A 21,583-nucleotide genomic window follows, 5' to 3' on the forward strand; every position below is an offset into this window, starting at 1 on the left:
GAAGGGGGTTGGGGGGAAGGTTTTCCAATGAGCATCCAATCCGGCCTGTTGCGTACGCGCCGCTTCGTGCCGCTTTTCGTCACACAATTTTTCGGCGCCTTCAACGACAACCTGTTCAAGAACGCACTGGTGGTATTGCTCACTTTCAAGGCCGCCAGCTGGACATCGTTGAAGCCCGAATTGCTCGGCAATCTTGCCGCCGGCATTTTCATCCTGCCGTTTTTCCTGTTTTCGGCGACGGCCGGACAGATCGTCGACAAGCTCGACAAGGCGTGCGTCGCGCGTTTCGTCAAGCTCATGGAAATCGCCATCATGGCGCTGGCCGGTATCGGCTTTGCCGCGCACAGCCTAGCCGTGCTGCTGGCAGCACTGCTCCTGATGGGAATGCATTCAACATTATTCGGGCCGGTGAAATACGCCATCCTGCCGCAACATCTGCGGCCGGAGGAACTGGTCGCCGGCAATGCACTGGTCGAGGCCGGCACCTTCACTGCCATCCTGCTCGGCACCCTCGCCGGCGGGCTGCTTGCAGCGCTCGACGGTGGTACGGTGTGGATTACCGTTGCCACGTTGTCGGTTGCACTGGCCGGTTACGTCGCAAGCCGCGGTATCCCGCCGGCGCCACCGGCGGCGGCGCAGTTGGCAATTCGCTTCAATCCCGTCATCGATACCTGGCGATGCATCGCCGACGCGCGCGCGAATCGCGAAGTATTCATAGCCATCATCGGCCTGTCGTGGTTCTGGCTTTATGGCGCGCTGTTTCTGGCCCAGTTCCCGGCCTACGCGAAGAACGTACTCGGTGGCGACGAACTCTCCGTCACGCTGCTGCTGGCGATCTTCACCGTCGGTATCGGCACCGGTTCGCTGGCCTGCGACCGTCTTTCCAGACACAAGGTGGAGCTCGGCCTGGTGCCGTTCGGCGCCGCCGGTCTCACGCTGTTCGGCCTCGATTTCGCGCTGGCTTCGACGGCCGGATTGCCTGCGCATGTGTCGTCGCTGGCGCAACTGCTATCCGACCTCGGCACCTGGCGCATCCTTGCCGACCTGCTGCTGCTCGGCGTTTTCGGCGGATTCTTTTGCGTTCCGCTGTATGCCCTCATGCAAGCGCGCAGTGCCGAGGACAAACGCGCCCGCACCATTGCCGCCAACAACATCGTGAATGCCTGCTTCATGGTCGCCGGTGCCCTCGGCGCCAGCGCCCTGCTTGCTGCCGGATTGTCGATTCCGCATCTTTTCGCGCTCGCCGCAGCCATTAACGCAGTGGTCGCCGCCGGTTTGTTTTATAGCGCACCGGAATTCGGTCAACGCTTTGTGGCATGGATTCGCGATTTCGGCAATTGACCACGATAAAATCAAGCCGCAAATGAAACGCTGGACACACCACCTTCCCCCCGATCGCCGTCTCTCCGCCTGGCTCGCTGCCGAGGGTTCGCTGACGGCGCATATCCGCCGCGTTGTTGGGCATGACTTCCGCTTGCGCCGGCTGGTACAACGCTGCATGTCCGCCTTGCCGGAAGAAGCCGGCGTGTTGGGACATCGCCGCGGCGTGACGGTGCGCGAAGTGCTGCTCATGGAAGGCGATGTGCCGCTGGTGTTCGCCCATAGCGTGGTTTCGCAACGCCACACGAGCGGCCCCTGGCGCGCGGTACGCGGCCTCGGTTCGCGCCCGCTGGCAGAACTGCTGTTCGCCGAGCGTTCCGTGGTGCGCCGTCCCCTGCATTACCGCGCTGTGACCACGGCTGATCCGCTCGGACAGCGTATTCTGCAAGCCTTGCCGCAAGCGAAGTTCCCGCTCTGGGCGCGCCGCTCGGCGTTTTACCGGCATGGCTTGCCGCTACTGGTGACCGAAGTCTTTTTGCCACCGATCAGCCGGTTCGAACCATGAACATTGCCGCAATCAAGGAACGCCTCGATCTTTACGAGAAGCTGATGCGGCTCGACAAGCCGATCGGCATATTGCTGCTGCTGTGGCCGACGCTGTGGGCGCTGTGGATTTCCAGCAGCGGCCGCCCGGGCCTGCTCGTCGTCTGGGTCTTCATGCTGGGCACGGTGCTGATGCGTTCCGCCGGCTGCGTGGTCAACGATTACGCCGACCGCGATTTCGACCGGCATGTCGAACGCACCAAGGACCGCCCGCTGACCGCGGGACGGGTATCGACAAAAGAAGCCATGGTGCTCGCTTCGATCCTCGCCCTGTGCGCCCTGCTGCTGATCCTGTGGCTGCCGCGACTGGTGATCTATCTCTCTTTCGTCGCCGTTTTCCTCGCCGTGAGCTATCCCTTCACCAAGCGTTTTTTCGCCATACCGCAAGCCTATCTCGGCATCGCCTTCGGCTTCGGTATCCCGATGGCTTTCGCCGCCGAGCTGCAATCGCTTCCCCTCACTGCCTGGACGCTGCTGCTGGCGAACATCTTCTGGGCCATCGCCTATGACACCGAATACGCGATGGTGGATCGCGAAGATGATCTCAGGATCGGCATCAAGACCTCGGCCATCACTTTCGGCCGTTTCGATGTCACCGCAGTGATGCTGTGCTATGCCGTTACGTTGGCCATCCTGGCCGGCATCGGCATGAGACTGCACTACGGCTGGGCCTACTATGCCGGCCTCGTTGTCGCCGCCGCGATTGCGGGCCATCACTACACCCTGATCCGCGGCCGCGATCGCATGCGCTGCTTCAAGGCCTTCCTGCACAATAACTGGTTCGGTGCGGCGGTGTTTGCTGGCCTGGTCGCCCAGTTCAATTTACTCCCGTTGTGGAAATAATGCCACGAAGCCCCCATCGCAGGGCTTGCGCTTGGAGCTTCATTGCAACCCAGCCCGCTATTGCATACTATGAGCATAATATGGCAAATTGCCGCATGTTTGTGGATCGGAGGCGGTCTGTGATTCTCAAGGCCTCCGTCTGCAACTAGCGCAAGTCCTGAATAGTTTCCTGCAACCCGCTTGCCCCGCCTGTGTGCTGCGGTGGAAATGAACAACGGAGGAAGTGCCATGAAAAAACCATCGCCGGTTCCACAGCGCAATGTCGTCCCTGACAGTCTCGACCTGCGCGACCGTCCCTATCTTCCCAGCGTAGCCCTGAGTCCGGCGCCGGAAATGACGCCCAGAATAGCCCTGCCAGTGCTGAACCAGAAGCAGACCTCGGCGTGCACCGGGTTTGCCCTCTCCAACGTGGTTAACTATCTATTGCGGCTGCGCGATCCCAAGGCGTTACCGGTCTCGCCCTTCATGATCTATTCGATGGCGCGCCGTTACGACGAGTTTCCCGGCGCCACCGCCGATACCGGCTCCAGCCTGCGCGGCGCCATGAAGGGTTGGTATCGCCATGGCGTGTGCAAGGCCGATTTGTGGCGCTCCATGCCCATGCCCTCCAGCGCGAAGAGCGCGGCCGAGGACTGGTGGCTCGATGCGGCGATGCGTCCGCTTGGCGCCTACTATCGCGTCGACCACCGCTCCATCACCGACATGCATGTGGCCCTTAACGAAGTCGGCATTATTTACGCCAGTGCCGTTTGCCACGACGCTTGGGGCAAGGGCTTCGACGTTAACACCAAAACCGGCGAGTGGTGGGCGATCCCGCCCGAAAAGGCCGCACCCGACGACGGCGGTCATGCCTTCGTGATCGTCGGCTACAACCGTCGCGGCTTCATCATCCAGAACTCCTGGGGCGAGGGCTGGGGCAGCAAGGGCCAGGCACTCCTGAGTTACGACGACTGGACCAAGAACGCCATGGACTGTTGGGTGGCCCAGCTCGGTGTCGTGACGGAACAGGACCGCGCCATTGCCAGCGCAGTCACTGTGCGCAGCGAAAAAGGCCGCGTGCAACTGGCCGGCGACCCGGTCTCGCGCGATCGCGAACTCTCGCCCTTCATCATCGACATGGAAAACAACGGCCACCTTTCTACCAGTGGCCGCTTCCGCACCCAGCCCGCCGACGTGCAAGCGCTGTTCGATGTGCATCTGGCCGAGGCGCGCAAGCGCTGGGGGCTGGGACCGAAGGATGCCGTCGATATCGCGATCTATGCCCATGGCGGCCTCACCGGAGAGGAAGATGCGGCGCCAATCATCGCGAAGTGGCTACCCGCCCTGTATGACGCGAAAATCTTTCCCATTTTTCTGATGTGGGAGACCGATCTCTGGTCCACGCTGAAGAACCATCTTGCCGATCTGGTGAGCGGGCAACCCCGCGCCACCGGCGGGGTAGGCGACTGGTTCAAGCGGCAATGGAACCAGCGCATGGAACGACTGCTGGCCGAGCCCGGCACCATGATCTGGGGCGAGATGAAACAAAACGCCGAAGCCATCTCCGCGGCAGCCAACAGCGGTGGCCGCCTGCTCTATCAGGCCGCCACGCAGTCCAGCAGTTTCAACGCCAAGCGCGACCGTCTGCATCTGATCGGTCACTCGGCGGGTTCTATCGTGCATAGCCATGTGGTCGACCACCTCTGCCCGCTTGGCTGGAAATTTGACAGTCTCAACTTGATGGCGCCCGCCGTGACCGTCAACCTCTTCGGCAGAACTGTGGTGCCGCGCCTCAAGAATGGCCAGGTGAAGCGCTTGCATGAGTTCCATCTGACCGATCCGGTCGAACAGGCCGACTGCACTTGCAGGCCGGTTCTAGGTTACAGCCGCTCACTGCTCTACCTCGTCTCCGAATCGTTCGAACACGGTACACGCACGCCCATTCTTGGTATGGAGAAATATTTCTCCGATGCCGTGCAAGGTCTCGACAATGTCAAGGCCTGGGCCGTCCCCAGCGGGCAGAGCCAGAGCAACAGCCATGGCGGATTTGACGACGACGCCGTGACAAGGGGCAGCATCGTCAAACTGATTCTCAAGCGCTGAGGAGTACACCATGGCCGCCGATCTCAACCAGCTTGTTCCCGAGTTTCGTCCCCTCGTCGTCCGCCTGCTTGATGCCTGCGAAGCGCAGGGCCTGCCAATGCGACCGTTCTTTACTTTGCGCTCTCCCTTCGAGCAGGCAAAGCTGTGGCGTCAGTCCCGTTCGCGCGAGCAGATCAATGCGCAGATCGTGAAGTTCAAGACCCAGGGCGCCAATTTTCTTGCCCATTGCATCGAGTCCGTCGGTCCGCAAAACGGTCCGCCTGTCACCAATGCCTTGCCAGGTTTTTCCTGGCACCAGTGGGGCGAGGCAGTGGATTGCTTCTGGCTGGTCGATAGCAAGGCGGAATGGTCGGCGCAGAAACTCCTTGACGGACGCAACGGCTACCGTTTTTGTGCCGCTGAAGCCAAAAGCCTCGGGCTCACCCCCGGCGGCTTGTGGCCGAAACTGAAGAACTGGCCGCATGTGCAACTGCGCGTCGATTCGAGTCCACTCAAGGCCTGTGGCCTGACCGGCATCGAAGAGGAAATGAAGAAGCTCTTCGGGAGCACAGGATAGAAGCTGGCAAACCCCACGGTTCGTCTCTGAAAATTCCGGCAGGCGGTTGAAGTATCATCGCTGCCATGAAATATCACGACCTCCGCGATTTCGTCGCGCAGCTGGAAAAAAATGGCGAGCTGAAACGCATCGCCGTCGAAATCGATCCGAAACTGGAGATGACCGAGATCTGCGACCGTGTGCTGCGTGCCGGCGGTCCGGCGATTCTGTTCGAGAAGCCCAGGGGCTCGTCGCTTCCCGTGCTCGGCAACCTGTTCGGCACGCCGCGCCGCGTCGCGCTGGGCATGGGCCAGGAAGACGTTGCCGCGCTGCGCGAAGTCGGCAAGCTGCTCGCCTATCTCAAGGAGCCCGAGCCACCCAAGGGACTGAAGGACGCGTGGGACAAGTTGCCGCTGCTGAAGCAGGTGCTCAACATGGCGCCGAAAGTAGTCTCCTCCGCGCCGTGTCAGGAGGTGGTGTGGGAAGGCAAGGACGTCGATCTGTCGCGCCTGCCGATCCAGACCTGCTGGCCGGGTGATGTCGCGCCGCTGATCACCTGGGGCATCACAGTCACGCGCGGGCCGTTGAAGCCGCGGCAGAACCTCGGCATCTACCGCCAGCAACTGATCGGTCCCAACAAGCTCATCATGCGCTGGCTCGCGCAGCGTGGCGGCGCACTGGATTTCCGCGACCATTGCGAAAAAAATCCGGGCCAGCCATTTCCGCTTGCCGTGGTGCTCGGCTGCGATCCGGCCACTATCCTTGGCGCGGTGACGCCGGTACCGGATACGCTATCGGAATACCAGTTCGCCGGCCTGTTGCGCGGCAGCAAGACCGAGCTGGTCAAGTGCATCGGCCCCGACCTGCAAGTACCGGCGCGGGCGGAAATCGTGCTCGAAGGCGTGATCCACCCCGGCGAGACCGCATTGGAAGGGCCTTACGGCGACCATACCGGCTACTACAACGAGCAGGCCGAGTTCCCGGTATTCACCGTCCTGCGCATGACCATGCGGCGCGATCCGATTTATCACTCCACCTACACCGGCAAGCCGCCCGACGAGCCGGCCATGCTCGGCGCCGCCCTCAATGAAGTCTTCGTGCCGTTGCTGCAAAAGCAGTTTCCCGAGATCACGGATTTCTACCTGCCGCCCGAAGGCTGCTCCTACCGCATCGCCGTGGTGAGCATGAAGAAGCAGTATCCCGGCCATGCCAAGCGCGTGATGTTCGGCATCTGGAGCTTCCTGCGCCAGTTCATGTACACCAAGTTCATCATCGTTACCGACGACGACATCAATGTCCGCGACTGGAAAGAAGTAATCTGGGCCCTGACCACGCGCGTCGATGCCAAACGCGACACGCTGATCGCCGACAACACGCCGATCGACTATCTCGACTTCGCCTCGCCGGTAGCCGGGCTCGGCAGCAAGATGGGCATCGATGCCACCAACAAATGGCCCGCCGAAACCCAGCGCGAATGGGGTCGCCCCATCGCCATGGACGAGGCGGTGAAGCAGAGGATCAATGAGCTCTGGGCAAAACTTGGTTTATAGGCCGTGCGCTGGCAGCAGCGCAATGGTTCCAGGCATAAAATTAAATCCATGCGGCCGCCTTTTCCCGGCCGCAATAACGACGAGGTGCTTCAGACATGATCCATACCCCTGCCGGCGAATACCCCCTGCCAGGCCCCGAATATCTGGCATCGACCCCATTTCTCGACTTCGACAGCCCTTCATTGCGTTCCGAAGTCGATCGGATCGTTGCCGGTGCCGCGTCCGATATTGAAAAGGCAATCCGGCTTTATTACTGGGTTCGCGACGGCTGGCGTTATGATCCTTTTTCCATTCGGCTCAATCCCGAATCCTATGTGGCCAGCAACATTCATCGTGCCGACCATGGCTATTGCATCCCCAAGGCGATCCTGTTGACAGCGGCTGCGCGCGCAGCCGGGATCCCTGCCGCGCTGGGATTCTCCGATGTCAGCAATCACCTGACCAGCGAGAAACTGAAGCGCTGGATGGGCGGCAATGACGTGTTCGTCTATCACGGCTACGCGGTGCTTCATCTCAATGACAAATGGGTCAAGGCGGCGCCTGCCTTTAACCTGGACCTGTGCCAGCGCTTCGGCGTGCATCCCACGGAGTTCGATGGCCGCAGCGATGCGCTTTTTCAGGAATTCGACATGCAGAACCGGCGCCACATGGAATATGTGGCCAATCACGGCTGCTGGTCGGATTTTCCCTATGAGATCATCGCCGCCGGGCTACGCGCCGCCTACCCTGTAGACACCTGGGGACTTGGCATCGAGGCGGCGGTATTTTCTCCCAACTAATCGAAATCAGAGTTTTGCGTTGAGCCAGCTATACGTGAAATAGATTCCGGTAAACACCAGGGCGAATACCAGTAGATCTCCAAAGCGGTTGTTTTTCTTGCCAACCACCAGCCTTCCGCTCAAGCAAGCCCAGGCCAGGCTGACGGCGATGATGCCGGCCGGGATCGCCATTACAGGATGACGGAATCCTGCGTCAAGGGCCCATCCGGTGATCTGGCTGGCCCAGCCGCCGGTCTTGAACGTGTGGAAGGCCAGACCGCCAAAACAGACCAACATCATGGTTAGGGCAAAAAAGCTCCATAAGTCTTCCAGTAGCTTGCGCATCGGTGATCCTCCTCATGCAACGTCCATAATATACCTCGCCCGGCACGGCTAGCAGGGAGGGGCCAGATCGCTGACCAGCTGCTTCAATGTCGTCACTTCCGCTTCCAGCCCGGCGACCCGCTGTTCAAGCAGGTTCAGGCGGCTGCTTGCCGCATGTTCCTGCTCTTCGATGTCGGAGAATCCTGCCGCAGCCGCATGCTCATCGGCGCCGTCGACCTTGCCACTGAACAAATGCACATAGCGCGATTCGCGCTTGCCCGGCTCGCGCGGCAGCCGCATCACGAAGGGGCCGTCTTCGCGCCGGGCGAGCTGGATTAGCACCGCTTCGACTTCCGTTACATCGCCAAACCGGCATAGCCGGCTCGCTCGGCTGCGCAGCTCTCCCGGTGTCTGCGGACCACGCAGGAAGAGCTCGCAGACGACGGCGAGTTCCTGCGGCGAGAACCTCAGCGTGCCGTAATTGGTATTGCAGAAGCGATGCTGGAATTTTGGCACGCGGCTGCCGAATCCACCCTGTTCATTGACGTGGAATTTTTTGATCAGGTTGTCGACCACCTGCTGGACGATGGCCTCGTCCAGGTCCAGCACCGGGTCGCGGTTGCTGCGCTGGTTGCAGGCGTTGGTCAGGGCATTGAGCGACAGCGGATACTGCTCGGGCGTGGTGATTTCTTTTTCGATCAGGCAGCCGATGACGCGGGTTTCGTGGAGCGTGAGTTCAATGTTCATATCATCATTGCTTCGAGTGTGGCTGGATACCGCAGGATTGAGTAGTCAGGATACCAGCGGCAGCAAATTTTGTTGCTTGCCACTGAATCAGGATTGGGCGGGATTTTGTCAATCGGCTGTAAACTAACCCCGCCTAATCTGGTTCCAAGAGCCGGCCAGCAACGGAAGGCCGCTTGAAATCGGCGTGGATTGCGACCCATTGTTGCGGGATGGGCGGTGAAGCGGCGGGCAACTCTCAAGGACATAAGCAAAGCGCAAACGATGAACGCAATAACAAGACTTGCCCCGCGCAAACTCGGCGCCAAGATCAATGCCATCCTGTTCCTGTATTTCGTCTTTGCCCTGGCCGTAATTCTGCTTACCCTGAACGTTGCGCACCAGCTCGAAGGCGGCGCGGCGGCAATCAACGAGGCCGGCAAGGAACGTATGCGCACCTATGGCCTCGCCTATTACCTGCACCAGTCGCTGGATGCCACTCAGTCGCCTGAGGTTGCGCTGGACGAGGTTCGTCGCTTCATGCGCGACTTCGAGGGCACTCTGTACATGCTTGAGGTCGGAGACCCGGAGCGGCCGCTCTTCCTGCCGCGCGATGAGCGTGTCCAGGAGAAAATGCACGGTTTGCGGCAGGAGTGGAACACGAATGTCAAACCGCAAATCAATAAGCTGCTGGCAGCGCATGATGATGTCGAGCGCAGCCGCCTCATGGCGGCTTTCGACAATTCGGTACGGCGTTACGTGCCGATAATCAACGAGCTGGTGCTGATGGTGGAACGGAGCAACGCACATTCCACCTCCTTGATGTACATGTTCCAGAACATGCTGGTCGTCTTCTCGCTGCTGGGCACGCTGCTGCTGGCCTATCTGATCCGCAGCCTGGTGATCGCGCCGGTGGAAACGCTCAGGGCCGGCATCGAGCGCATGGCCGCCTCGGACTTCGGCGTGCGCCTGCCCGTCGTGTCGCAAGATGAAATCGGTGAACTCGCCACCGGATTCAATCGCATGGCCGATCATCTTCAGGACCTCTACGCAACGCTGGAGCAGCGCGTGGCCGACAAGACCCGCAGTGTCGAGGAAAAAAACCGGGAACTGGCGTTGCTTTACGAGATCACCGCCTACCTCGCGGAACCGGCGACGCTGGAGGAACTCTGCCGGGGCGTCCTGCTCAAGCTTTGCGATCTGCTCGGTGCCTCGGGCGGGGTGGTGCGCATGACCAATAGCGCGACGCGCGAGCTGGAAATCATCGCCAATCACAATATGTCGAATGACTTCGTTAGGGCCGAGGCGCGCCTGCCGCTCGGCACCTGCCTGTGCGGCAATGTCGCGGCGCAGGGCGCATCGATTGCGCAAAACCTCGCGCAGGAGCCACAGAGTGTCGTGTTGCTGGCGAACTGCATGCGCGATGGCTATGCCGCGATGGCCGCCATCCCGATCCGTTCCAAGAGCCAGGTATTCGGGATGTTCACCCTGTTCTTTCGCGAAGAACGCATTCTCGCCGGCGACGAACTGCGTCTGCTGGAGGCAATCGGGCAGCACCTCGGTGTCGAAATCGAGAACCTGCGCCTCGCGGTGCGGGAAAAGGAGATGGCCGTTTCGGAAGAGCGCAACCTCCTGGCGCAGGAACTGCACGACAGCATCGCCCAGTCGCTGGCTTTCCTCAATATCCAGGCGCAGATGCTGCAGGGCTCCCTGCGCGGCGGGCAGATGGAAATCGCGAGTGCCGAACTCGCGCGCATGCGCGAAGGGATACAGGAGAGTTACGACAACGTGCGCGAACTGCTGGTGCACTTCCGGATCAGGGTCGATCATGCCGAACTCGACGACGCGATCCGCAGCGCGCTCGAAAAGTTCGAGGGACAAACCGGCATCAAGACATCGTTCAACAAGATCGGTTACCGCGCGTCCTCGTCCGCGGTCAGCACGATCCAGGTGCTGCATATCATCCAGGAGGCACTGTCGAACGTGCGCAAGCATGCGGGTGCGACAAAGGTGGACGTGGAAATGCGTGGCGACGGTGCGCCGCGCATCTCCGTGCGCGACAACGGCAAGGGCTTCGATCTGGCGCGCGTGGTCGAGGAGGGCGGTTCGCACGTAGGCATCGGCATCATGCGCGAGCGCGCCCATCGCATCGGCGCGCGTCTCGAAATCGACGCGGCACCGGGGCGTGGCACCTGTGTTACTCTCGTGCTGCCTCAATAAGCTCAATGCATATCGTGGAAAAAGCCATACGCGTACTGCTGGTTGACGATCACACGCTGTTCCGTAGCGGCATCAAGGCATTGCTGCAAAGGCATGGGGCATTCGAGGTAGTCGGCGAGGCGGGCGATGGCCTCGAGGGCGTCAAGCGCGCCAAGTCGCTCAAGCCCGATGTCGTCCTGCTCGACCTGCACATGCCCGGCATTTCCGGACATGAGGCGGTGCAACTCATCATCGAGGAAGTGCCGGAAGCCCATGTGGTGATGCTGACGGTCTCGGAAGATGCCGACGACCTGCTCGATGCTTTGCGCGCGGGGGCGCAGGGTTATCTGCTGAAGAACATCGATGCCGATTTTCTCGTCGATGCGATACGGCGCGCTGCCGAAGGCGAAGCAGTGATATCGGCCCAGATGACGTCCAAGCTGATGCAGAGCGTGCGTAGCGCCACCAGGGCGCCTGCGCCAGCTACAGCCGACCACGACAAACTGACGCCGCGCGAGCGTGAAATAATCGGATTTCTCGTCAGCGGTGCGAGCAACAAGGAAATTGCCCGCGACCTCGATCTCGCCGAAAGCACGGTGAAAATCCATATCCAGGGCATTCTCAAGAAGCTTGGCTTGTCGAGTCGCGTTCAGGCCGCCGTCTATGCCGTCGAGCATGGGCTAACCCCGAAGACCTAGTCACAAAGAACTAGTTCGCTTCATGGCTTTCCGTCGACCGGACTAATAATATCCCCTGCACAATAGTTGCTTTTCTCGGTCTTCGGGCGGATGGACGCTGCGCAGCGCTTTTCCTACCATTCTCGGCAGCGGAAACTTCTCCGTGAAAAATGATTTCAGCCTCCGCTTTTCTATCAGGGAGAGAGGAAAAAATGAAGATTCTAGTCTGCCATGACGGTTCGGGACCGGCGCAGTCTGCGCTTGAGAAGTCGGTTGCGATGTTCAAGGGGGCCAGCCTGGAAATCATCCTGGTGACCATTGCGGAAGAACCTGCCGACGCCAGCAGCTACGACGAGGAAGCCTTCGAGGGGTGGCGTGCGCAGCGGGAAGCGGGCCTGCAGAAAGCGGCGGAGTGGGTAAGCGAACAGGGGCTTGATGTAGACGCGATTCTGGCGATCGGTGATCCGCGCAAGATGCTGGTGGAAGTCGTCAGGAAAAAACAGCCGGATTTTGTGGTGATTACGAGCCGTCCTCCCAAGGGGGGCGTGAGGTTCGGCAATGTCACTGTCAGCGTCAGCGACTACCTGATCCACCACATTGATGATTGTCCCATTCTGATCATGCATTGATTTTGCGCATAACGCGAACGTGACAATTTGAGTTTTCATACGTCTTTCAAGAAAGAGCTTTGAAAATGTCCGCAAAAGCAGATGAAAAAACGATGGGGTGGCTGGATCTGCTCGACTTCAAGCGAGCGGAAATCGGCGCCCTGCACAAGACCTGGATTGCCTTCTTCATCACCTTCTACGTCTGGTTTAACATGGCGCCGCTGGTGTCGACCATCATCAAGGACACCGGACTTACCCTCGACCAGCTCAAGGTTCTCGCCATCTGCAATGTGGCGCTGACTGTCCCCGCCCGTGTCATCGTTGGCATGATCTGCGACAGGATCGGCCCGCGCAAGACGTTCTGCCTCGTGCTATGGACCATGGCTTTCCCCTGCATCTGGTTCGCTTTCGCCAGCACCTATACGGAAATGCTGATATCGCGGCTGATCCTGGGTACGGTTGGTACCGGTTTTGTCGTTGGCATCGCGATGACCTCGCTCTGGTTCAAGCCACGGGACGCGGGCTTCTCCCAGGGAGTCGAGGCAGGGCTTGGCAACTGGGGGTCATCGGTGGCGGCGATCACTCTGCCGTTCATTGCCCTCAGCCTGCTGGATAGCTGGCGTTGGTCCATTGCGATCAGCGGCCTGGTGATGTTCGCGTACGGCACCTACTACTGGTTTGCCATCACCGACGGTCCGGTCGGCACGAAACGGCCAATAGGAAGGAAGGCCCAGGCCATTGAGGTTTCCACCTGGGGCGATCTGGTAATCGCGATTTGCTGGACCATACCCGTCTTCGGCGTCCTTTCCCTTCTGGTCAGAACGGTGACGAGCAAGGGCTATATATCCGCCGATGTCTCGTACATCCTCTATGCCGCAGTACTTATCGGCGTGCTGTATCAGGTTGTGGCGCTGCTCAAGGTCAACCTGCCGATTCTCAGAAAGGGCGTGCCCGAGGACGACAAGTACCGCTTTACCCAGGTCGGCACGCTCTGCGCCTCCTATGTTGTCACCTTCGGCGCGGAACTGGCGATCATTTCAATGCTGCCTTTCTTCTTCCAGAAGACATTCCAGTTGAGTCCCGTGATGGCTGGCCTCTTCGGTTCGCTGTTCGCGGTACTGAACTTCTTTTCGCGCGCACTCGGCGGCTACGTGTCGGACCGCACGCCGACACGCAAGCTTGCCCACCTGATCTATCTCGCCGGCGTGACGGCAGGTTTTGTGCTGATGGGCATGATCGGACCACAGTGGCCATTGGCAATGGCGGTTCTGGTGGTAATGTTCTGCGCCATGTTCGTGACCGGCGGCTGCGGCACTACCTTCGCGCTGGTGCCTTTCGTCAAGCGCCGCATCACCGGCAATGTGGCGGGATATACCGGCGCCTACGGCAATGTCGGCGCCGTCATTTATACCACCGCCTATACCTTCCTGACCGACAGCCAGTTCTTCCTGCTCATCGGCGGCACGGCGGGCTTGGCCTTTGTCTTCTGCCTGTTCTTCATGAACGAGCCGACAGGCGCCTTCGCCAAGGAATATCATCTCTCGTCAGTCGACCAGAAGATGATGGCGGTTGGCGGGCATTGATGCGGTCGATTTATCGAATTCATAAAATGAAATGGAGACGCAAATCATGATGAACAAAAAGGGGCAGCGCGGTTCCATAGGTGTGGGCGGTGCTTCTGCATACGGTTCCACCGATATCGCCGATTGGCGCCCGGAAGATAATGATTTTTGGGAATCCGCCGGCAAGATAATCGCCTATCGCAACTTGATGATTTCCGTGCCCAGCCTGCTCTGTGGCTTCGCGGTGTGGATGATGTGGGGAATCCTCACGGTGCAGATGCTCAACCTGGGCTTCCCGTTTACGCAGGCCGAGCTGTTCACCCTGGCCGCCATCGCCGGGCTTTCCGGCGCCACCCTGCGCATTCCCGCCACCTTCTTCATCCGCATCGCCGGGGGCCGCAACGTGGTGTTCCTCACCACCGCCTTGCTAATGATCCCGGCGCTGCTGACCGGCATCGCCTTGCAGGACACGGGCACGCCGCTCATCGTGTTCCAGCTTTGCGCGCTGCTGTCCGGCATCGGTGGCGGCAACTTCGCCTGCTCCATGTCCAATATCACCAGCTTTTTCCCCAAGCGCCTGCAAGGAACGGCGCTGGGCATTAATGCGGGTCTGGGCAATTTCGGCGTCACCACCATGCAGATCCTCATCCCGCTGGTGATGACAGTCGGACTGTTCGGCACGTTCGCCGGCGGTTCCATGACCCTGCTCAAGGACAGCGGCTGGATCCTGGGCAAGATCGCGGCGGGTACGCCCACCTATATCCAAAACGGCGGCTTCGTCTGGTTGCTGCTGCTGGTACCGCTGGCCTTCTTCGGCTTCTTCGGCATGAACAATCTCGTGCCGATTTCGCCCAACATCGGATCCACCCCGGCCGCCTTCACCAAGGTGGTGTGGCTGTATTTCCTCGGGCTGGTGACGTCGGTGCTCGGCCTGTATTGCTACCTGCCCAAGCCGTTCGGCCTGGGGCTGCTCAACATGTGGGTCGCGATGCCGCTGATCATCGTCGGCACACTGCTGGCGATGAAAGTGTTCGCCTTCGGCGACATGCGCGCCAACCTGGAACGGCAATTCAGGATATTCAGCAACAAACACACCTGGTCAATGACGGCACTGTATATCGTCACCTTCGGTTCGTTCATCGGCTTTTCCAATGCGGTGCCGCTGGCAATGAAAGTGATCTTCGGCGTGCAGCATATCCAGGATCCAGTCACCGGCGTCTGGGCGCACTCGCTGAACAACCCGAGCGCGCCCCCGGTGCTGGCCTATGCCTGGATCGGCCCCTTTGTCGGCGCGCTGATCCGCCCGGTGGGCGGCTGGATTTCCGACAAGGTGGGCGGTTCGATTGTCACCCAGATCATCTCGGCGGTCATGGTGGTAGCATCCGCCTACGCCGGCTACCTGATGATGCAGGCCTACCACTCGGCCACGCCGGAAGTCTATTTCACCCAGTTCATGGTGACCTTCGTCGTGCTGTTCGCGGCGAGCGGCATCGGCAATGGCTCCACGTTCCGCACCATCGGCGTGATCTTCGACCGTGAGCAGGCCGGCCCGGTGCTGGGCTGGACTTCCGCCGTCGCCGCCTACGGCTCCTTCATCGCCCCCGTCGTGATCGGCGACCAGATCAAGGCCGGCACGCCCGAGATGGCGATGTACGGCTTCGCCGTCTTCTATGCCGTGTGCCTGGTGTTGAATTGGTGGTTCTACCTGCGCGCCAATGCGTATGTGAAGAACCCTTGAGCTGCTCAAACGAGGATGGTTTCCATGAAGGATTTTGATGCTGGGCCTGAAAAACAGCGAAAGGCCCACCCCCTCCCATCCTCCCCCTCACGGGGGAGGCGATTAATAGCTCGCTGTGCTCGAAATTTTCGGGTGCCTTGCCACGACTTAGATGAGTGATAAACCATGAGCCATTTTCTCGATCGACTGACTTACTTCCTGCAACCCAAGGAAAGTTTCTCCAATGGCCACGGCGTAGCCACCGGCGAAGACCGCACCTGGGAAGACGCCTACCGCGACCGCTGGGCGCACGACAAGATCGTGCGCTCCACCCACGGCGTGAATTGCACCGGCTCCTGCTCGTGGAAAATCTACGTCAAGGGTGGCATCGTCACGTGGGAAACCCAGCAGACCGACTACCCGCGCACGCGTTGGGACATGCCCAACCACGAACCGCGTGGCTGCTCGCGCGGCGCGAGCTATAGCTGGTATCTCTACAGTGCCAACCGCGTCAAATACCCGCTGGTACGCGGCCGCCTGCTCAAGGCCTGGCGTGCGGCGCGCATGAACTGTGACCCGGTCGACGCCTGGGCTTCCATCGTCGAGAACGATGCGAAGCGGCGCGACTACCAGAGCGTGCGCGGCCTCGGCGGCTTCGTGCGTTCGAGCTGGGACGAGATCAACGAGATCGTCGCCGCGGCCAACGTCTACACCATCAAGAAATACGGCCCCGACCGCGTCATCGGCTTTTCGCCGATCCCGGCCATGTCGATGATCAGCTACGCCGCCGGCTCGCGTTACCTGTCGCTGATCGGCGGCGTCTGCATGAGTTTCTACGATTGGTATTGCGATCTGCCGCCGTCCTCGCCGCAGATCTGGGGCGAACAGACCGACGTGCCCGAATCAGCCGACTGGTACAACTCCAGCTACATCATCGCCTGGGGCAGCAACGTGCCGCAGACGCGCACGCCCGATGCGCACTTCTTCACCGAGGTGCGCTACAAGGGCACCAAGACCGTGGCGGTGACGCCAGACTACTCGGAAGTCGCCAAGCTCTCCGACCTCTGGCTGCATCCCAAGCAGGGCACCGATGCCGCGGTCGCGATGGCGATGGGCCATGTGATCCTGAAGGAATTCTATTTCCCGGCCAGCGGCGAGCGCAGCGCCTACTTCGACGATTACGTGCGCCGCTACACCGACATGCCGATGTTGGTGCTATTGAAACAGCATACTCTGCCCAGCGGCGAAATCATCACCGTGCCCGACCGTTATGTGCGCGCTTCCGATTTCGACGACAAGCTGGGCCAGGCCAACAATCCGGAATGGAAGACGGTCGCCTTCGACGAGGCGGGCCAGGTGGTGCTGCCCAACGGCGCCATCGGTTTCCGCTGGGGCGCCGACGGGCGTGCCGACCAGGGCCAGTGGAACCTCGAAGCCAGGGATGCGCGCGACGGCCACGAGGTCAAGCTCAAGCTGTCGCTGCTCGAAGGCGGACAGCCAAGCACCGCAACGGCGAAGGTCGGCTTCCCCTACTTTGGCGGCATCGTCAGCGAGCATTTCCATAACAATGTGCAGAGCGATGTGCTGGTGCGCACCGTTCCCGTGCAGCGCATCACGCTTGGCGGGCGCGAGGTACAGGTCGCCACGGTATTCGATTTGCAAGTCGCAAACTATGGCGTCGCGCGGGGTATCCCGGGCGAGCTGGCCGCGAAAAACTTCGACGACGACACGCCCTACACGCCGGCCTGGCAGGAAAGCATCACCGGCGTGCCACGCGACCAGATCATCACGGTGGCGCGCCAGTTCGCCGAGAACGCGCACAAGACGCACGGCAAGTCGATGGTGATCATCGGCGCGGCGATGAATCACTGGTACCACTGCGACATGAACTACCGCGGCGTCATCAACCTGCTGATGATGTGCGGCTGCATCGGCCAGAGCGGCGGCGGCTGGGCGCATTATGTCGGCCAGGAGAAACTGCGACCGCAGACCGGGTGGACCGCGCTCGCCTTCGCGCTGGACTGGATCCGCCCGCCGCGCCAGATGAATTCCACCAGCTTCTTCTACGCCCACACCGATCAGTGGCGTTATGAAAAGCTGGACATGGAAGAAGTGATCTCGCCGCTGGCCGACCGCAAGCAGTATGGCGGCAGCATGATCGACTACAACGTGCGCGCCGAGCGCATGGGCTGGCTGCCGTCGGCGCCGCAACTCAAGACCAACCCGCTGCAGGTGGTGAAGGATGCGGCGGCGGCCCACCTTGATCCCAAGGACTATGCGGCCAAGTCATTGAAGGATGGCTCATTGCAGATGAGCTGCGAAGATCCGGATGCGCCGCAGAACTGGCCGCGCAACATGTTTGTGTGGCGTTCCAATATTCTCGGTTCGTCGGGCAAGGGTCACGAATATTTCCTCAAGCACCTGCTTGGTACCAGCAACGGTGTGCAGGGCAAGGATCTCGGCCGCGAGGAGGCCAAACCAGCCGAGGTCGTCTGGCACGACCAGGCCCCCGAGGGCAAGCTGGATCTGCTGGTGACGCTCGACTTCCGCATGAGCACCACCTGCCTCTATTCCGACATCGTGCTGCCCACTGCCACCTGGTACGAAAAGAACGACCTCAATACCAGTGACATGCACCCCTTCATCCATCCGCTGTCGACGGCGGTGGACCCGGCCTGGCAAGCGAAGAGCGACTGGGAAATCTACAAGGGCTTTGCGCAGAAGTTCAGCGAAGTTTGCGTCGGCCATCTGGGCGTGGAGAAGGAACTGGTGTTGTCGCCGCTGATGCACGACAGTCCGGCGGAACTGGCCCAACCCTTCGATGTCAAGGACTGGAAGCGCGGCGAGATCGATCTCATCCCTGGCAAGACGGCGCCCAACATGGTGGTGGTCGAACGCGACTACCCCAACGTCTACAAGCGCTTCACCGCGCTTGGCCCCTTGATGAACAAGGTCGGCAACGGCGGCAAGGGCATCGCCTGGAACACGCAGACCGAAGTGACGCAACTCGGTGAACTCAATGGTGTGGTGCGCGCCGAGGGCGTCACACAGGGCATGCCGAAGATCGAGAGCGACATCGACGCCTGCGAAGTCATCCTGCAACTCGCCCCCGAAACCAACGGCCATGTCGCCGTCAAGGCATGGGATGCGCTGGGCAAGCAGACCGGCCTCGATCATACCCATCTGGCATTGCACCGCGAGGACGAGAAGATCCGCTTCCGCGACATCCAGGCGCAGCCGCGCAAGATCATCAGTTCGCCGACCTGGAGCGGCATCGAGTCCGAGACCGTCTCCTACAACGCCGGCTACACCAATGTGCATGAGATGATCCCGTGGCGCACGCTGACCGGACGCCAGCAGTTCTACATGGATCATCCGTGGATGATCGCTTTCGGCGAAGGCTTCTCCAGTTATCGCCCGCCGGTGGACTTGAAGACGACCGCCGGCATCCAGGGCATCAAGCCGAACGGCAATCCTGAAATCGCGTTGAACTTCATCACCCCCCACCAGAAATGGGGTATCCACAGCACCTATACCGACAACCTGCTGATGCTCACATTGAGCCGCGGCGGACCTTGCGTGTGGATCAGCGAGGACGACGCGAAACTCGCCGGCATTGTCGACAATGACTGGATCGAACTGTTCAACATCAACGGCGCCATCGTGGCGCGCGCGGTGGTCAGTCAACGCGTCAAACCCGGCATGGTAATGATGTACCACGCGCAGGAAAAGATCGTGAATACGCCGGGCTCCGAAATCACGGGCCAGCGCGGCGGTATCCACAATTCGGTAACGCGCATCGTGTTGAAGCCGACGCACATGATCGGCGGCTACGCGCAGTTCAGCTACGGCTTCAACTACTACGGCACCATCGGCACCAACCGCGACGAGTTCGTCGTGGTGCGCAAGATGAACAAGGTCGCTTGGCTCGACCAGGAGACGGAAGGAGCGGCACAATGAAAACATTCCTCGTGGCATTGATGCTGGCATGGGCGGGCGCCGCGTTCGCGCATTGCGACACGCTCGACGGTCCGGTGGTCACCTCGGCGCGCAAGGCGTTGGATAGCGGCAACTTGAATCCCGCGCTCGTGTGGGTCCGCGCCGCCGATGAGGCGCCAATTCGCGAGGCCTTCGCGAAGGCGCTTGCCGTGCGCAAAGGCGGTCCTGCGGCGCAGGAGCTCGCCGATCGCTACTTCTTCGAGACGCTGGTCCGGATCCATCGCATGGGTGAGGGTGCCGATTACACGGGACTCAAGCCGGCCGGTGAGACGCATCCGGCGGTCGCCGCGGCCGACGGGTCGCTGCGCACGGGCAAGCTCGACAGGGTCGATGCGCTCGTCATGGAGCGCCTGCGCGCGGCCCTCGAGCGAAGCTTTCACGAGGTGATCGAGCGCCGCGCCGCGGCGAAAGACCCCAACGACGTGCCTGCGGGTCGCGCCGCCGCGAGCGCCTACGTCGAGTACTTGCATTACGTGGAGCGACTCCACGATGTAGCAGAATCGCCCGCGGCCCACGGCGCGCCGATCACCCACAACCATAAGGAGCCGTCATGAAAATTCGCGCCCAAATCGGCATGGTGCTCAACCTCGACAAGTGCATCGGCTGCCACACCTGTTCGGTGACCTGCAAGAACGTGTGGACCAGCCGCAAAGGCATGGAGTACGCCTGGTTCAACAACGTCGAGACCAAGCCCGGTATCGGCTATCCGAAACAATGGGAGAATCAGGACCAGTGGAACGGCGGCTGGGTGCGCAAAGCGAATGGCAAGATCGAGCTGCGCCAGGGCGGCAAAGCCAAGCTACTGCTGAACATCTTCGCCAACCCCAACCTGCCGCAGATCGACGACTATTACGAGCCGTTCACCTACGACTACGATCACCTGCACTCGGCACCCGAGATGAAGGCCGCGCCGACCGCACGGCCGCGCAGCCTGATCACTGGCCAGCGCATGGAGAAAATCGAGTGGGGCCCGAACTGGGAAGAAATCCTCGGTGGCGAGTTCGCCAAGCGCAGCAAAGACAAGAACCTCGAGGGCTTCGAGAACTTGCAGAAGGATATGCTCGGCCAGTTCGAGAACACCTTCATGATGTACCTGCCCAGGTTGTGCGAACACTGCCTCAACCCGGCCTGCGTGGCGTCGTGTCCCTCGGGCTCGATCTACAAGCGCGAGGAAGACGGCATCGTGCTGATCGACCAGGACAAGTGCCGCGGTTGGCGCATGTGCGTCTCCGGCTGTCCCTATAAGAAGATCTACTATAACTGGGAAAGCGGCAAGGCCGAGAAGTGCATTTTCTGCTACCCGCGCATCGAAGCCGGCCAGCCGACGGTGTGCTCCGAGACCTGCGTCGGCCGCATCCGCTATCTCGGCGTGCTGCTCTATGATGCCGATCGGATTGAACAGGCGGCGAGTGTCAAGCAGGACGGCGACCTGTACCAGGCCCAACTCGACATCTTCCTCGACCCCAACGATCCGCAGGTGATCGCGCAGGCGCGCAGCGACGGCATCCCCGACGCGTGGATGGAAGCAGCGCGCAAAAGTCCGGTCTACAAGATGGCGGTCGAATGGAAAGTGGCACTGCCGCTGCACCCCGAGTACCGCACGCTACCGATGGTCTGGTACGTGCCGCCACTGTCGCCGATCACCGCTGCCGCGAATGCGGGGCAGGTCGGCGTCAATGGCGAAATCCCCGACGTCAACCAGTTGCGCATCCCCATCGAGTACCTTGCCAACCTGCTCACCGCGGGCGACACGGCACCGGTGGTGCGTGCACTCGAACGCATGCTGGCGATGCGCACCTACCAGCGCGACAAGCATGTCGACAACCGTGTCAATACGGCCGTGCTGAAGCAGGTGCAGATCGACGAAGCCACGGTCGAGGAGATGTATCACGTAATGGCAATCGCCAACTACGAAAACCGCTTTGTCATACCGACCACGCACCGCGAATACGCCGAGAACACCTTCGACGTGCGCGGCGGCTGCGGCTTCTCGTTCGGCAACGGCTGCTCGGAAGGCAGCAGTGACAAGAGCCTGTTCGGCGGCAGCGGACGGCGCACGATTCCGATCAAGGCGGTGGTCTGA

At 60.8% G+C, this 21,583-nt stretch carries 17 protein-coding genes; 15 read left to right on the forward strand and 2 right to left on the reverse strand.

Annotation, left to right across the window (positions count from 1 at the left end; all coding sequences use genetic code 11):
- Nucleotides 1-27 precede the first annotated feature (27 nt).
- From K5E80_RS10860 to K5E80_RS10890, 7 genes are all read left to right on the forward strand, one after another.
- A complete protein-coding gene (locus tag K5E80_RS10860; RefSeq protein WP_220636167.1) occupies nt 28-1,341 on the forward strand; it encodes an MFS transporter in 1,314 nt (437 codons plus the stop codon).
- Nucleotides 1,342-1,363: 22 nt separating this feature from the next.
- On the forward strand, nt 1,364-1,885 hold the full coding sequence (locus K5E80_RS10865) for a chorismate--pyruvate lyase family protein (RefSeq protein ID WP_220636168.1): 522 nt from the start codon (nt 1,364-1,366) through the stop codon (nt 1,883-1,885).
- Nucleotides 1,882-2,766 (forward strand): 4-hydroxybenzoate octaprenyltransferase, encoded by an 885-nt coding sequence (gene ubiA / locus K5E80_RS10870; protein ID WP_220636169.1) that lies wholly within the window; start codon nt 1,882-1,884, stop codon nt 2,764-2,766. Before K5E80_RS10865 ends, ubiA begins: the two co-directional genes overlap by 4 nt.
- 228 nt (nt 2,767-2,994) lie before the next feature.
- Complete coding sequence (locus K5E80_RS10875; RefSeq protein ID WP_220636170.1) at nt 2,995-4,848, forward strand: C1 family peptidase; 1,854 nt, start codon at nt 2,995-2,997, stop codon at nt 4,846-4,848.
- Nucleotides 4,849-4,858: 10 nt separating this feature from the next.
- Nucleotides 4,859-5,404 (forward strand): M15 family metallopeptidase, encoded by a 546-nt coding sequence (locus K5E80_RS10880; RefSeq protein WP_220636171.1) that lies wholly within the window; start codon nt 4,859-4,861, stop codon nt 5,402-5,404.
- A gap of 65 nt (nt 5,405-5,469) precedes the next feature.
- Entirely contained in the window at nt 5,470-6,933 is a 1,464-nt protein-coding gene (ubiD, locus tag K5E80_RS10885; RefSeq protein WP_220636172.1) for a 4-hydroxy-3-polyprenylbenzoate decarboxylase, read from the forward strand.
- A 95-nt stretch (nt 6,934-7,028) separates the two neighbouring features.
- Nucleotides 7,029-7,712, forward strand: coding sequence for a transglutaminase domain-containing protein (locus K5E80_RS10890; protein ID WP_220636173.1), 684 nt, complete (start codon nt 7,029-7,031; stop codon nt 7,710-7,712).
- Between the two features lie 6 nt (nt 7,713-7,718).
- Here K5E80_RS10890 and K5E80_RS10895 read toward each other — a convergent pair whose 3' ends face one another.
- Both K5E80_RS10895 and K5E80_RS10900 read right to left on the reverse strand, forming a co-directional pair.
- Entirely contained in the window at nt 7,719-8,036 is a 318-nt protein-coding gene (locus K5E80_RS10895) for a hypothetical protein (protein ID WP_220636174.1), read from the reverse strand.
- Nucleotides 8,037-8,084: 48 nt separating this feature from the next.
- Nucleotides 8,085-8,762: a YceH family protein gene (locus tag K5E80_RS10900; protein ID WP_220636175.1), complete on the reverse strand. Its 678-nt coding sequence runs from the start codon at nt 8,760-8,762 to the stop codon at nt 8,085-8,087.
- A 261-nt stretch (nt 8,763-9,023) separates the two neighbouring features.
- On the opposite strand from K5E80_RS10900, the gene K5E80_RS10905 reads away from it, so the two are divergent.
- The 8 genes from K5E80_RS10905 to narH all read left to right on the forward strand — a co-directional run bounded on the left by K5E80_RS10905 (nt 9,024) and on the right by narH (nt 21,583).
- Nucleotides 9,024-10,958, forward strand: a complete 1,935-nt coding sequence (locus tag K5E80_RS10905; protein WP_220636176.1) for a type IV pili methyl-accepting chemotaxis transducer N-terminal domain-containing protein — start codon at nt 9,024-9,026, stop codon at nt 10,956-10,958.
- 5 nt (nt 10,959-10,963) lie between these two features.
- Complete coding sequence (locus tag K5E80_RS10910) at nt 10,964-11,635, forward strand: response regulator (protein ID WP_220636177.1); 672 nt, start codon at nt 10,964-10,966, stop codon at nt 11,633-11,635.
- A gap of 191 nt (nt 11,636-11,826) precedes the next feature.
- Nucleotides 11,827-12,243, forward strand: a complete 417-nt coding sequence (locus tag K5E80_RS10915) for a universal stress protein (protein ID WP_220636178.1) — start codon at nt 11,827-11,829, stop codon at nt 12,241-12,243.
- 65 nt (nt 12,244-12,308) lie between these two features.
- A complete protein-coding gene (locus K5E80_RS10920) occupies nt 12,309-13,805 on the forward strand; it encodes an MFS transporter (RefSeq protein ID WP_220636179.1) in 1,497 nt (498 codons plus the stop codon).
- A 49-nt stretch (nt 13,806-13,854) separates the two neighbouring features.
- Nucleotides 13,855-15,522: an MFS transporter gene (locus tag K5E80_RS10925; RefSeq protein ID WP_425514557.1), complete on the forward strand. Its 1,668-nt coding sequence runs from the start codon at nt 13,855-13,857 to the stop codon at nt 15,520-15,522.
- A gap of 165 nt (nt 15,523-15,687) precedes the next feature.
- Nucleotides 15,688-19,461, forward strand: coding sequence for a nitrate reductase subunit alpha (locus K5E80_RS10930; RefSeq protein WP_220636180.1), 3,774 nt, complete (start codon nt 15,688-15,690; stop codon nt 19,459-19,461).
- Nucleotides 19,458-20,054: a DUF6448 family protein gene (locus K5E80_RS10935; RefSeq protein ID WP_220636181.1), complete on the forward strand. Its 597-nt coding sequence runs from the start codon at nt 19,458-19,460 to the stop codon at nt 20,052-20,054. Before K5E80_RS10930 ends, K5E80_RS10935 begins: the two co-directional genes overlap by 4 nt.
- Nucleotides 20,051-21,583 carry a nitrate reductase subunit beta gene (gene narH / locus K5E80_RS10940; RefSeq protein WP_220636182.1) on the forward strand — a complete coding sequence of 511 codons (1,533 nt, stop codon included), beginning with the start codon at nt 20,051-20,053 and terminating at the stop codon, nt 21,581-21,583. Before K5E80_RS10935 ends, narH begins: the two co-directional genes overlap by 4 nt.

Origin of the sequence: Georgfuchsia toluolica (assembly GCF_907163265.1) — a bacterium.
GTDB lineage: Bacteria > Pseudomonadota > Gammaproteobacteria > Burkholderiales > Rhodocyclaceae > Georgfuchsia > Georgfuchsia toluolica.

What these genes read in the sequence shown, in the direction of transcription:
- K5E80_RS10865 (WP_220636168.1), top strand. Translation starts at nt 1,364, where the DNA reads ATGAAACGCTGGACACACCACCTTCCCCCCGATCGCCGTCTCTCCGCC.
- K5E80_RS10920 (WP_220636179.1), top strand. Translation starts at nt 12,309, where the DNA reads ATGTCCGCAAAAGCAGATGAAAAAACGATGGGGTGGCTGGATCTGCTC.
- K5E80_RS10890 (WP_220636173.1), top strand. Translation starts at nt 7,029, where the DNA reads ATGATCCATACCCCTGCCGGCGAATACCCCCTGCCAGGCCCCGAATAT.
- K5E80_RS10860 (WP_220636167.1), top strand. Translation starts at nt 28, where the DNA reads ATGAGCATCCAATCCGGCCTGTTGCGTACGCGCCGCTTCGTGCCGCTT.
- ubiA (WP_220636169.1), top strand. Translation starts at nt 1,882, where the DNA reads ATGAACATTGCCGCAATCAAGGAACGCCTCGATCTTTACGAGAAGCTG.
- K5E80_RS10900 (WP_220636175.1), bottom strand. Translation starts at nt 8,762, where the DNA reads ATGAACATTGAACTCACGCTCCACGAAACCCGCGTCATCGGCTGCCTG.
- narH (WP_220636182.1), top strand. Translation starts at nt 20,051, where the DNA reads ATGAAAATTCGCGCCCAAATCGGCATGGTGCTCAACCTCGACAAGTGC.
- K5E80_RS10905 (WP_220636176.1), top strand. Translation starts at nt 9,024, where the DNA reads ATGAACGCAATAACAAGACTTGCCCCGCGCAAACTCGGCGCCAAGATC.
- K5E80_RS10910 (WP_220636177.1), top strand. Translation starts at nt 10,964, where the DNA reads ATGCATATCGTGGAAAAAGCCATACGCGTACTGCTGGTTGACGATCAC.
- K5E80_RS10875 (WP_220636170.1), top strand. Translation starts at nt 2,995, where the DNA reads ATGAAAAAACCATCGCCGGTTCCACAGCGCAATGTCGTCCCTGACAGT.
- K5E80_RS10880 (WP_220636171.1), top strand. Translation starts at nt 4,859, where the DNA reads ATGGCCGCCGATCTCAACCAGCTTGTTCCCGAGTTTCGTCCCCTCGTC.
- K5E80_RS10930 (WP_220636180.1), top strand. Translation starts at nt 15,688, where the DNA reads ATGAGCCATTTTCTCGATCGACTGACTTACTTCCTGCAACCCAAGGAA.
- K5E80_RS10925 (WP_425514557.1), top strand. Translation starts at nt 13,855, where the DNA reads ATGAACAAAAAGGGGCAGCGCGGTTCCATAGGTGTGGGCGGTGCTTCT.
- K5E80_RS10915 (WP_220636178.1), top strand. Translation starts at nt 11,827, where the DNA reads ATGAAGATTCTAGTCTGCCATGACGGTTCGGGACCGGCGCAGTCTGCG.
- K5E80_RS10935 (WP_220636181.1), top strand. Translation starts at nt 19,458, where the DNA reads ATGAAAACATTCCTCGTGGCATTGATGCTGGCATGGGCGGGCGCCGCG.
- K5E80_RS10895 (WP_220636174.1), bottom strand. Translation starts at nt 8,036, where the DNA reads ATGCGCAAGCTACTGGAAGACTTATGGAGCTTTTTTGCCCTAACCATG.
- ubiD (WP_220636172.1), top strand. Translation starts at nt 5,470, where the DNA reads ATGAAATATCACGACCTCCGCGATTTCGTCGCGCAGCTGGAAAAAAAT.